The following is a 13,679-nucleotide window of genomic DNA, read 5'->3' on the forward strand; positions in this document are numbered from 1 at the left end:
AATATTTATCAATAAAATTATCCCATAGCTACCACTACCTGACGAGAACCGACAAAAGGTTGACGGCCATGGGCCGTCAATAAATTATCAAGTAGTAATAAATCCCCCGACTGCCAAGAGAAGTAAACTGCTTCTTGCTGGTAAATATGACGAATTTCTGCTAAGACTGAATCCTCTATAGGGGTACCATCGCCATAATAGGTATTACGGGGTAATTCTTCCTCTTTTAAAACAGCTAAAAGGTTATCTTTAACCTCTGAGCTTAAGCTAGAAATATGAAATAAATGAGCTTGATTAAACCAAACCATTTCTTGTGTTTGAGGATGCTTAATAACTCCTTGACAAACTTCGCAGGTTCTGAGATTATTTCCTATCCATTGAAAGTCAATATTCGCTTTTTTACAATAAGCTTCAACTTTAGTTTTATCATGAGTCTGAAATACTTTTTGCCAAGGTAAATCTAGTTTATCACTATAGTTTCTAACATACATTACACCTTTATCTTGAAACTTATCGCGAATTTTGGGATCAATTTTTTCAAATATTTTTCGACTATTAGCGATAGGAGTTTCTCCCCCTTGTTCTGCTGCTTTAACACAACAAAAAGCAATTTTTAAAGGATAATTTGATGTATATGACATCTCGTTATGTAACGGAATTAATTGATCAGGAGGATATTCTGTTGAAGTGTAAACTTGTCCTTCTAGTTTATTTCTGGGAGTAGAACCGTAAGAATAATCGAGAAGATTACCAAATAGAGAGGTCATAAACGTCTCAAATTTCTTCACATTTCTTATCTCAAATCCTCGGAATAAAATAGCACCCTCTTTTTGCAAATGGTTATTAATGAAATTTCGATGATTCAGACTCCAAGATATCAGATTAACTTGCTCTTGGGTTGCTTCAATGATGAAAGGAATCGGGCAATTATTGAATAAATATTGTTTCGTTAATTGAGCATTAGATAAGTTAATAGCACGTCGTTTAATGGTTTTTAAAGTCTTACTTTTCATAGGTAATTTCCGTATTCATTATGTAACTGTAACCGAAGAAAAAGCCTAACTTATCCGCGTTTGCGACGTTTTAACTTTTGACGCATATTACTTAATAAATTTTCTTCTTGTTTGGTTTTTCTATTCTCTTTTTTCTCAGTAATCATAGCTTTGATTTTAGTTAAATATTGATCAGTCTCTTCAACTAAAGTAGACAAAATAAATTCAAAATCTTCCTGCATTGAGGTGATGGTATCTTGATTAAATAAGCTAGTTCTATATTCAAAGTAACCATTTATTATTCCTGCTTTTTCTGATAGTCTTAAACTTAAATCATGCCGAACTGAACGATAATTTATCTCTCTCATTTTCCAGTTTAAGTCAGGTAAAATGAAATCAGAACTTAGATCGTCATCCATAACAAACCAAACTTGAAATAGAGGATTATAGCTTAAATTTCGTTCAATATTTAAAGCTTTAACTATCTTCTCAAATGGTACTTCTTGATGGGAGTAAGCATCAATAGCTATATTCTTTACCCTTTTCAAAAGTTCTCGAAATGTAGGATTTCCTGAACAATTTGTGCGTAAAACTAAAGTATTAACAAAGAATCCGATCAAGTTTTGAGTTTCTTGTCTTTGCCGATTCGCAATAGGAGAACCAAGACAAATATCCTCATCTTCACTATAACAATATAACAAGCTATTGAAAGCCGTTAATAAGGTCATAAATAAGGTGGCTCCTTCCCTTTGACTCAAGATTTTGATCTGCTCTGTTAACTGAGAAGATAAGCTAAACTCTGACCTATTTCCTTCATAACTTTGTTGTTTCGGACGAGGTTTATCAAGGGGTAAATTGAGGCAATGAGGAGCATCTTTTAATTGATTTTTCCAATAAGTTAATTGTTTCTCAAATGACTTCGTTTCTAACCATTGTCTTTGCCAGATTGCATAATCTGCATATTGAATTTTTAGAGGGGGTAAAGATAGTTTTTTTCCTTGAGAATAGTGCTGATAATAAGTCGATAGTTCTTGAACAAATAGGCTAATTGACCAAGCATCAGAGATAATATGGGGCATAGCAACGACTAAAATGTTTTCTTCTTTTTCTGGAGAAATTAGGCTGACTCTAATTAAACTATCTTGACTTAAATCAAATGGTTTAGCTGCTTCTTGATCGATTAAATTTTGAATATTAGTATCAGCTTCGACTTCTAAAATCTTAATTTTTAGGTATGAATTTGAACTATGATTGCGAATCATTTGTGTGGGTTTTTCATCTTGGGTTATAAAAGTTGTCCTCAAGATTTCATGACGAAAAATGATAGCATTCATACTCTTTTCTAATGCTTCTAAATTCAAAGAACCTCTTAGCTGTAAGGCTCCTGCCATAATATAAGCTGAGTTTGTACCTTCTAATTGCTCAAGAAACCATAATTTTTGTTGCGAAAAAGAAAGAGGGATTAATGAAGGGCGGTCGCTCGCTTCAATAGGTAATAATTCAATAAATTCTTTATCTTGAGAAGAGGTTTCTATCGCCTGACTAAAAGTTTCAATTGTTGGGTTTTCAAATAAACTCTTAAACGGAATTTCTAGATTAAATCTCTCTCGAATTTTTGAAATCACCTGAGTTGCTAGTAAAGAATGTCCTCCTAATTCAAAAAAATTACTATTAATACTCACTGTATTTAAACCGAGTACCTCTGACCAAATAGTAGCAATTATTTTTTGAATTTCTGTTTGAGGCAGAACAAAGTTATTATTATGGTTTAATAAAGATTGGTCAGGTTCAGGTAAAGCCTTGCGGTCAATCTTTCCATTAGGAGTTAAAGGAAATTCGGCTAAAGAAATAAAGACCAAAGGCATCATATAGTCGGGTAACTTTTTCTTTAAAAAGTCTCTTAAGTTTTCATCAGTAACATTACTTTCTTTTTGCGAAACATAATAAGCCACTAAGGGATTGATTCCTGATGCTTCTTTCTTAGCAACAACTACAGCATTCTTCACCCCTAAATGTTGATTTAACTGGCTTTCTATTTCCCCTAGTTCTATTCTAAATCCTCGTATTTTTACTTGATAGTCGCTTCTGCCGATATATTCTACTTTTCCATTGGGTAAATATTTGGCTATGTCTCCTGTTTTATAGATTTTTTTGCCTGGGTTAAAGGGACTGTTGATAAATCTTTCTTCTGTTAAGTCTCGACGGTTGACATATCCTCTTGCTAACCCATCTCCTCCGATATACAGTTCTCCTGGTATTCCTATCGGTACGGGTTGTAAATGGTTATCTAAGATATAGATTTGAGTATTGTTAATGGGACGACCAATGGTTATGTTATCTTCTGTTTCTATTTTTTCTATCATTGACCAGACGGTGGTTTCTGTTGGTCCATACATATTCCAGAGTTCTTGGCTTTTTGTGAGTAGTTCTTTGACTAAGGTTTTAGATAAGGCTTCTCCACCACAAAGAATTTTGAGGTCTTTCTTTCCTTTCCATCCTGCATCTATTAACATCTGCCAGGTGGCAGGAGTTGCTTGCATCATACTGGCGTTAGATTGGTCTATTTTTTGACTTAAGGCGACTCCATCGATAACGGTTTGTCGACTGACTATGACAACTTTTGCCCCAGTTATTAAGGGTAAGAAAAGTTCTAACCCTGCGATGTCAAAGGAGAGGGTGGTAACTGATAGTAAAATATCGTCAGAGTTGATTCCTGGTTGTTGGGCCATAGACCAAAGAAAGTTAACTATCCCTTGGTGAGATATTTCGACTCCTTTGGGTTTTCCTGTGGAACCGGAGGTGTAGATGATGTAGGCTAAGTCTTGGGGTGTTAGGTGAGGGTGTGGGGTGTAGGGTGTGGGGTGTAGGGTGATTTTATCGATAGCAATAATGGTATATTTTTCCCTGTTCTCTTTCCACACCCAAGACTGGGTTAAAATGACGTTAACTTGACTGTGTTCTAAAATATAATTAATACGTTCTGAAGGATAAGTGGGGTCGATAGGAATATAGGTGCCTCCTGCTTTGAGAATGGCTAGGAGTCCGATAAGCATTTCAATAGAACGTTCGACACAAATAGCGACTAAGTTATTAGGTTTAACCCCTGATTGTTGTAAGTGATAGGCTAATTGATTGGCTTTTTGATTGAGTTGAGAATAGGTTAATTTTTTGTTGTTAAATTCAATGGCAACTCTGTCAGGTGTTTTTTCTGCTTGTGTTTCCAAGAGTTGGTGTAAACAGCTATTTTTAGGATACTCACTCTTTGTATTATTCCACTCCTTTAGTAATTGTTGTTCTTCGGAGGTTGTTAGTAATGATAATTGAGTAATTTCTTTATCTGTATCAGTCGTAATATTTTCTAATAAGACTTTTAAATGTTCTACCATTCTTTGGATAGTAGATGGTTTAAATAGATCATCGCTATATTCTATTTTTCCTATAAGTCCATCTTGGTTTTGTTTAATTTCTAGGGTTAAATCGAGTTTCGCAATGATATTTTCTTTCTCTAATATTTTAATATTTAGTCCCGATGATTCAAAAGCCCGATTATTAGCATTTTGTAAACTAAACATGACCTGAAAAATTGGATTATTACCCAAGTTTCGTTGAGGTTGTAGAATTTCTACTAATTTATCAAAAGGAATATCTTGATTATTATAAGCATCTAAACAAGTGTTTTTAACTTGCTGTAATAAATCGCTAAAAGTTGGATTATCTGACAAGTCTATTCTTAACGCTAATGTATTAGCAAAAAAGCCAATTAGAGGTTCTATTTCTTTTCTGTTTCGGTTAGCAATGGGAGAACCAATAATCATGTCTGTTTCTCGACTATATTTTGATAGTAAAACTGACCAAGCTGTCAATAAAGTCATAAATAAAGTAACTCCTTTTTTTTGACTTAGTTGTTGTAATTGATCACTTAATGCTTGACTTAACTTAAAACTTTCAGAACTACCTTGATAGGTTTTCACAGGGGGACGATTATAATCCGTTGGAAGTTCTAATAACGGCGAAATACCCTCTAATTTATCTTTCCAATAATTAATTTTATCGATAACAGAATCACCTTGTAAATATTCATTTTGCCAAAGAACAAAGTCAGCATATTGAATATCTAAAGGAGCTAAAGGGGAAGATTTACCAGCACAAAATGCCTCGTATAATGTTACTAATTCTCTCATCAAGACTTCCCCCGACCAACCATCTCCAATAATATGATGTAGCGTCAGAATCAGGAGGCTTTCTTCTTGATTGAGTCTCAATAGTTTTAGTCTAATTAACGGTACTTCTGTCAGCTTAAAAGGTTTTGTTTCTTCTTCAATAGCGGTTTGTTTAATAAACTTATCTTGTTCTTTTTTGGAAAAATGAGTTAAATTGGATAAGGGTAAGTCTAAGGTTAAATGAGGTAAAACGACTTGTAAAGGTTGCCCATTTTTAATAGTAAAAAGAGTACGTAAAATTTCATGACGACGAATAATTTTATTGAAACTCTTTTTTAAAGCAGAAATATTTAGATTGCCTTTAAGTTGAACAAGTAATTGCTCATTATATGCAAAAATATCAGGATCTAATTCTGCTAAAAACCAAAGCCTTGCTTGACCTGAAGAAGCGGGAAAAATATAAACATCTTTCGCATCAAAAGTTTCAAAATAGTTATTAACAGAAATTGCTTTTTGCTCAGTATTCATGGTGATAAAATAATAAATTTTGATGGTAAAAAATTACTGTTGATTGTTTAAGCGATAAGCATCACGAGAAACTGCCTTAATTTTTGATATTTCTTTCTCTGGTGACTTTGATGCACTATTTTCTAAAAACTCTGCTAATTTAGCAATAATTTGATGTTCAAATAGTTCTCTCACAGTGATTTGAACATTGAGGGTTTCTTGTATCCGTGAAGTAACTTGAGTTGCCAGTAAAGAATGTCCCCCTAATTCAAAAAAGTTGTCATAAATTCCTATTTTTTCGATTCCCAAAATGGTTTTCCAAATTTCGGAAATAATCTCTTCTTTTTTGTTACGGGGTGCAACATAAGAGGTACTTAAATTAGGTCTAGGATAAGCTGAATGATTTTTGCTTGTTTCAGTTTCTTGCTGTTTCAAAATTGATTGAGATTTAGAAGGTTTAAAAATTTCAATCATAGTTTCTATTCCCCTAGTAGCCACAATTATTTGAGATTTATCTTCAGCCAAAATGCGACTAAAGGCTTCTATTCCCTCCTCTGTTGCCATTCCTTGTTTTAAATTTTCTAGATAATTATCTTGATTTTTATACCAAGATAGATTAGAAGCTAAACCAATTTCTCGCCAAAGATCCCAGTTAATAGCTGCGGTAAAATAGTCGCTTTTTTGGTTAACGAATTTATCTAAAAAGATATTAGCTGCATCGTAGTCAACTTGCCCAAATTCTCCTAAAATTGTTCCCACAGAAGACCAAAGATAAAGGAAGTCTAGCTGAATGTTTTTACACATTTTATCTAGGACTAACGTTCCTTTGACTTTAGCAGCGAAAACAGGATCAGATAAATCAGAATTTTGTTCTTGAATCACGCCTTTTCCTAATAATCCAGCAGCGTGAATAATTCCATTTAAGCAGCCAAATTTATGATTAATTTTGTTAAAAGCTTCTTGCATTTGTTGTTCATTAGAAACATCTGCTTGTAAGACTAAAACTTCTGATCCTAGTTGTTCTAATTTATTGATTGATTCTTGATTGTTGGGATTAGCAGAACGACTTAACAAAACTAATTTTGCTTGTACTGTCTTAGCTAAATATTCCGCTAATGCTAGGCCAATACCTCCTGTTCCTCCTGTAATTAAATAGACTCCTTCTGATCGTAAACGTGAGGGCTTTTCGTTCTTTTCTAGAGTAATTTTTTCGTAATTTTCAATCCAGCGATAGTTACCTCGATAAGCAACAAAAGAATCACTCGAAGAAAGGGTTAACTCGGTGATTAATTGATCAACAAATGGTTGCTCTAAACAACGATCAGAAATAACAAGATCGATGTTACGGCAAGTGAGATTAAGATACTCTAAGGGAATAACTTTAACCGGTCCTAAAACTGTTGCTTTTTCAGGACATAAGATTTCTTCTCCTGTAACTTGTTGAATTTGACTAGAAACCACTCCTATGGATAAAGAAGCCATCAAATTTCGTTGACCGATCGCTTGAGTCAAATAAATAATTGATTGATATCCCAATGCTTGGGATTCTTCAAAACATTGAACTGAATTAACTGTCCATAAGTGGGCAATTATTGGGTTTTTGTGAGATGCTAAAAGTTGTTCAACTAAAGGTTGATAATGTTCTTTTACCTCAGGATTAATAATGTATTGATGGTTGTTAATTTTTTGGTAGTCTGTACCCATTTTAACTTGAATCACTTCTTGTTGATATTGACTTTTTAGACGTTGAATTAGAGCATTTCCTAGCCCATATTCATCCATAAAAATCAACCAACAATCATTCCGTTTACTTAAATCAATTGAAGGTAAAGTTGAGCGTTTCCAAGAGGGTAAATAAAACCAATCTTTAATTTCTAGTTTTTCGGTATTATCGACGGTTTTAGTTTCCTGCAAAGCTTCAATCCAATACCGTTGACGTTCAAAAGCATAGGTGGGTAATGGAAGGCGATCGCGTTCTTCTTCTTGATAAAATTTCTCCCAATTAATATTAATTCCTGCTAACCACAATTGACCCAGAGTTTGTAAAATAAACCCAATATCAGATCCTTGATCTTTCGGATGACGAAGAGAAGAAAAAACCCTTTGCTGAGGATCAATTTGTCGGGTTAAGCTATTTAATGTACGTCCTGGTCCTACTTCTAAAAAAATAGATGAACCTTGTTCTAAGAGTTTACTCATACCAGGATAAAATTTAACAGGTTGTCTTAATTGTCGCCCCCAATAAATCGGTGCAGTCGCTTCTGCATCGTTGATCCAATTACCTGTCACATTGGAAATAAAAGGAATAGTCGGGGTATTCAAAGAAACCGTTTTGACTAACTCTGTAAACGGATTAACTATCGGTTCCATCATGGAAGAATGGAAGGCATGAGAGGTATGTAAACGACGGCAATTAATTCTGTTTTCTGTTAATTTTTTCTCTAAATTGTCTATGGCTTGCAAATCGCCAGAAACAACACATAAATTGGGACTATTGATAGCAGCTAAAGCAAGATTCTTATCTAAGAAGGGTTCGATATCTTCAGCCGACAAATTCACCGATAACATAGTCCCTGATGGCATTTTCTGCATCATTTTGCCTCGGTTTGCCACTAACATTAAGGCATCTTCAAGACTGAATACATTTGCCAAACAAGCAGCTACATATTCCCCGATACTATGACCGATCATGGCTTTAGGAGTAATGCCCCAAGATATCCATAATTTAGCCAAAGCATACTCAATAATAAATAAAGCCGGTTGGGTTAAAGCTGTTTCTTGTAACTGTTGACTAGCCGTTTCTATATTGTCAGTATCAGAATAAATAATCTGTTTAAGATCACCATTAACATGAGGCTTTAATATCGCAAAACACTGGTCACAAGTTTCTCTAAAAATTGTTTCTGTTTCGTATAAGTCACGCCCCATATTTATATATTGAGATCCTTGACCTGTGAACATAAAAACAATGGATTGCTCATTATCTTTACTCTCTTGAGTTAAGATTTTTTTGCCGTCACGGGATTCAATAATAGAGACAGCATCTTTTACGGTTTCAACTACCATCATGCGACGATGATCAAACTGTTTTCTTCCCACCTGTAACGTATAAGCTACGTCCGCTAAATTAACACTTGGATGTTGGTTTAAATAGTCCCCTAAATTATTCGTTGCTGTGTCTAAAGCGGTGGGTGTTTTTGCTGACAATAAAAGTAATTGATGGGATCTAGAAATACTATTTTGAGGCAAACTAGGAGCTTCTTCTAAGATGACATGAACATTGGTTCCCCCAATACCAAAAGAACTCACGCCAGCCCGTCGAGGCATCTCTTTAGGTTGCCATTTTCTTAAGGTTGTATTGACATAAAAAGGACTATTTTCAAAATCAATTTGGGGGTTAGGTTGGTCAAAATGTAAACTAGGGGGTAATAGGCCATGTTTCACCGCTAAAACCGCTTTAATAAACCCTGTAATCCCTGCTGCTGCGTCTAAATGCCCCACATTGGTCTTAACTGAGCCGATCGCACAAAAACCCTTTTTATCAGTCCCACTGCGAAACGCTTCTGTCATAGCTGACACTTCAATGGGGTCCCCTAAGGCTGTGCCAGTGCCGTGTGCCTCAATGTAGGTTATGGTATCAGGGTCAACCTCTGCCATCATTTGGGCTGCTTTGATCACTTTAACCTGTCCCGTCTCGCTAGGGGCGGTATAACCCACCTTCATCGCCCCATCGTTGTTCATGGCCGAGCCTTTAATTACCGCATAGATGCAATCTCGATCAGCGATCGCATCTTCTAGGCGTTTCAGGGTAACAACCCCTACCCCGTTACCCCCGACAATACCCTGGGCCGAGGCATCAAAGGCGCGACATTTACCCTCTGGTGAGACGATCTCTCCAGGACAAAGGTTCTTTTCGTTTTGGGGAATTTTTACGGACACACCCCCTGCTAAAGCCATGTCACATTCTCCTGCCAGTAAACTTTGACAGGCTAAATGGACTGCAACCAGAGAAGAAGAACAAGCGGTTCCCACACTGACACTAGGCCCCGTTAGATTCAATTTATAGGAGGCTAATGTTGGGACATAATCTTTATCAATACCGATAATATTTTGCAGTCCTTCTTTAATAGTTAAGGTCTTAGGATAAGTGTATATATTGTTAAACCAATAGGTACTTAACCCCACTCCCGCAAACACTCCGATAGGGCTTTTTTCTCTCTCTGAATCATAGCCAGCCGTTTCGATAGCTTCCCAAGAACATTCCAAAAATAAACGGTGTTGAGGATCTAATCTTTCTGCTTCTCTGGGGTTAAAACCAAAAAAACTAGCATCAAATTCTTCTACATTTTTGAGAATCGAACCTGCTTCTATTTTTTGATTATTATTATCAGAAAAAACAGAAGTTAAGGTCTTACCATCGAGAAGGTTTTGCCAAAATTCATCGAGACTGTTACTTTCGGCAAACCGTCCTGAAATACCGATAACTGCAATTTCTAATCCGTTTTGTTCAAAGTTCATGATAATTAATAGTTAACAATTGATAGTTAATTAAACCTTAAAATTCTTAAGTCTTTTTCGTCTTGCTTGAATACGATTTTTGCCTTTTTTGATGTTGTTAGCTAACTGTTCGTTATCATTAGCTTTATCGGCTGAATTATCTTGTTGATTTAAGTAATTAATAAAGGCAGTAATGGTAGGATATTTAAACAGTTCTACTACTGAAAAATTTTTAGTATTTTCTGGTAAAGACTGCTTTAAGCTAGTATAAACTTTGGTAATGAGTAAGGAATTTCCTCCTAAATCGAAGAAATTACGATTAATTCCTATTTTTTCTACTTCTAATACCTGTTTCCAAGTATCAGAAATTATTTTTTCTAATTCTGTTTTTGGGGCAACATAATCATCATATTTGCTATTAGCAACCTCCTCAAACTGTGGTAATGCCAAGCGATCTATTTTTCCATTGGCTGATAGAGGAAATGACTCTAAAAAGAAAAAGTAAGAAGGAATCATATAATCGGGTAATTTTTCTTTTAAATAACTTTTGATTCCTTCAACTTCGAGAGATGAGTTGAAGTGAGGAATGATGTATGCTATTAGCTTCTCATTACTATAATTAACCAAAGCTGATTTGATGTCAAGGTGTTTAAACAAAATTGACTCAATTTCTGATGGTTCAATCCGATGTCCTCTGAGCTTAATTTGAAAGTCAACTCGTCCCAAAATACGAATATTCCCATCAGGAATATAACAGCCTAAGTCCCCTGTTGCATAAATTCTTTCTCCTGTTTTCGGGTGAATAATAAAGCGTTCTTGGGTCTTTTCTTGATGCTGCCAATAACCCTTTGCAACCTGCACTCCAGTACAATACATCTGACCAGGAACCCAAATGGGACAATCTTCTAGTCTTTCATTCAAAATATAATATTTACTATTACCCATCGGTTTACCATAGGGAATACTCTTCCAGTTAGGATCAACCTCCTGTACTTCATAGCCAATGTTCCATATCGTGGTTTCCGTCGGCCCCCCAATACTCAGAAGTGTTACCCCATTGATAAGTGATTTTAAACGGTTGGGCAAACTTAAGGGCAACCAGTCACCCCCTAAAATCGCTAATCTTAAACTTTTTGGAGTCGAATCTTGAGAATTTTCTAAGTATTCTACCAACATCTCCATCATCGTCGGCACAGAGTTCCACAGGGTTACATTTTCTTGCTGCATCAACCGAGTCCAGTGTTGGGCATCTTTCACCTTTTCAGCCTCTGGTAACACCATGGCTGCACCCACACTTAAGGGTCCGAATATGTCATAGACAGAGAGATCATGGTTAAGGGAAGTTAATGCAAGGATGCGATCGCTTTCATTCACCCCAAACCGTTGATTTGTATAAGTGACAACATTCACCACGTTCCGATGAGGAATCATAACTCCTTTCGGTTGGCCAGTGGTTCCGGAGGTGTAGATGACATAGGCTAAGTCTTCGGGTGTTAGGTGAGGGGATGGGTTGTAGGGTATGGGGTGTAGAGAGTTGTTATCGATAGAAATGACAGTATATTTTTTATTGTTACCTTGTTTGACCCAAGACTGAGTTAAAATAACCTCAACTTGACTATTTTCTAAGAGATAATCGATGCGTTCTTGAGGAAGATTAGGATCAATGGGAACGTATGCAGTACCAGACCCAAGAATGCCCATAACGGCGACAATTTGCTCCCATCCTTTTTCCATGAGAACCGCAATTAATTGATTGGGTTTTAACCCTAACTCCCGAAGTTGATGGGCGATCGCAGAGGATTTTTGATACAGTTGTTCATAGGTTAATGTCTGCCCTAAGGTGATTACCGCAGCATTATCTGGGTTTTGACGGACTTGTTTAGTAAATAAGTCCCATAACGTCACATTTGGTAAAGGCATTTCCGTGGCGTTGATGGCCTGACGTTGGGCAACTTGAGAGGCAGGGAGTAAGTCTAAGCTAGTTTGCTGCCAAACTTCCCCAGAAGTGGCTAACTGTTGCAACAAGCGATAGTAAGTCTCAAACATATCATCGATCATACCTGGGGGGAATAACTCGTCTACCGCATCCCAAGTAAACTTAAGAGACCCGTGATATTCACTCACTTGATGATCTAACCAGACTTGTGAGGCTTGACTGACACCGTACACCATCTTACCCAAGCGATCAAAAGCCGACGTTTCCTGTCCTAAAGCTTCAAACCCAAGGGTACTGGTAAACACCACTGGCATGGCAGTGGGTACATCTCTGCGAAAACGGTTTAATTCTCGCATCACCCGAACCCCACTAAAATAACGGTGATCCAAGTCTTGCCATAGTTGCTGTTGCAGTCGCTGGGCCCGTTGTTTAAAAGTGTCTAAGGGTGAGTTATCTACAGCTAAGAGAGTAACGGAGGTAAAGTCCCCTAAAATATTGTGAATATGAGGATGAAAGGGTAAACGGTTAAATAAAGCTAAATTTAAAGTAAATTTCGGTGTTTTACTCCATCGGGTCAATACTTCTGTAAAGGCAGCTAATAATACCCCCGAAGGAGTCATGCCAGCAGCTTTTGCCCGTTGTTTTAACTGTTGCCAACTCGACCGATCCAATTCCCCATTAAACCGTCGACATTCATGTTTTTTTAGGGTACTGGGATTCTTGGCTAAGGGTAAATCTGGGGCAGGGGGTAAAGTGGGAATTCGACTTAACCAATAATCACGGGATTGATTATACAACTCCGTTCCTTGAAGGGCTTTATCTGCAAAAACATAGTCCCGAAAGGTAAAGTCTAAAGGAGGTAAACTGGATTGAGAATCTTGGCATAATTGAAACCATTCTTCAAATAATCTAAAGAGACTCCAAGCATCAAAAATCTGTAAATCGTAGCTAATATGTAACCTAATTCTATTATCGTCTAAAATACTTGCTCGAAATTCAAACAGCGGCCATTTATCCCACGGTAAAACTTGGTGAGACATTTCTTTACGGATACTGTTTAAATATTTAGCAATTTCATTTTCATCTTTTTGTCTTAAATCTGTGGCTTTAATATCGTATTGGTGGACTTCTTTTAATACCTGTTGTCTACCATCAGGTAACATAACCGCCCGTAGCATATCATGACGCTGAATTAGTTGATTCAATGCCCAGTTTAGACTATCTAAATTTAGGTCATATCCTTCAATTTCATAATAACCGTGGTTAGCTACATCTCCCAATTCTAAAATTCCCATACGTCCCACCCAGAAAGCGTGCTGCATATCGGTTAAAGGAAAGGGCTGATAACGGTTATCAGGATCAGCAATAATCGGGGGTAAGTTAGTATTTTGTGTTTGCTTATTTTGTTGTAAAAGCTTAAGAATTTTTGTCTTATTTTGACTTAGCAATTCTTTGTATTCAGGGGTTAATACTCCTTTTGCTGCACGGATTTTTAATTGATTATTTTCCGTCCAAAGTTGAACGCCAAGTTGAGATAATTCTGTTAATAATTGATTAAGATTCATATTCATTAATGTCATAACTGAA

General features: G+C 36.3%; 4 protein-coding genes. All 4 read right to left on the reverse strand.

The window, feature by feature from the left end:
- Window positions 1–17: 17 nt before the first annotated feature.
- The 4 genes from CY0110_RS08990 to CY0110_RS09005 are packed head-to-tail and all read right to left on the reverse strand — an operon-like array spanning window position 18 to window position 13,657.
- Window positions 18–1,013: a TauD/TfdA family dioxygenase gene (locus tag CY0110_RS08990; RefSeq protein WP_008275092.1), complete on the reverse strand. Its 996-nt coding sequence runs from the start codon at window positions 1,011–1,013 to the stop codon at window positions 18–20.
- 50 nt (window positions 1,014–1,063) lie between these two features.
- Complete coding sequence (locus CY0110_RS08995) at window positions 1,064–5,680, reverse strand: non-ribosomal peptide synthetase (RefSeq protein WP_008275093.1); 4,617 nt, start codon at window positions 5,678–5,680, stop codon at window positions 1,064–1,066.
- 33 nt (window positions 5,681–5,713) lie between these two features.
- Entirely contained in the window at window positions 5,714–10,177 is a 4,464-nt protein-coding gene (locus CY0110_RS09000; protein ID WP_008275094.1) for a type I polyketide synthase, read from the reverse strand.
- A gap of 30 nt (window positions 10,178–10,207) precedes the next feature.
- Window positions 10,208–13,657, reverse strand: coding sequence for a non-ribosomal peptide synthetase (locus tag CY0110_RS09005; protein WP_008275095.1), 3,450 nt, complete (start codon window positions 13,655–13,657; stop codon window positions 10,208–10,210).
- Window positions 13,658–13,679 lie beyond the last annotated feature (22 nt).

The organism is Crocosphaera chwakensis CCY0110 (assembly GCF_000169335.1).
In the GTDB taxonomy this organism is placed as follows: Bacteria; Cyanobacteriota; Cyanobacteriia; order Cyanobacteriales; family Microcystaceae; genus Crocosphaera; species Crocosphaera chwakensis.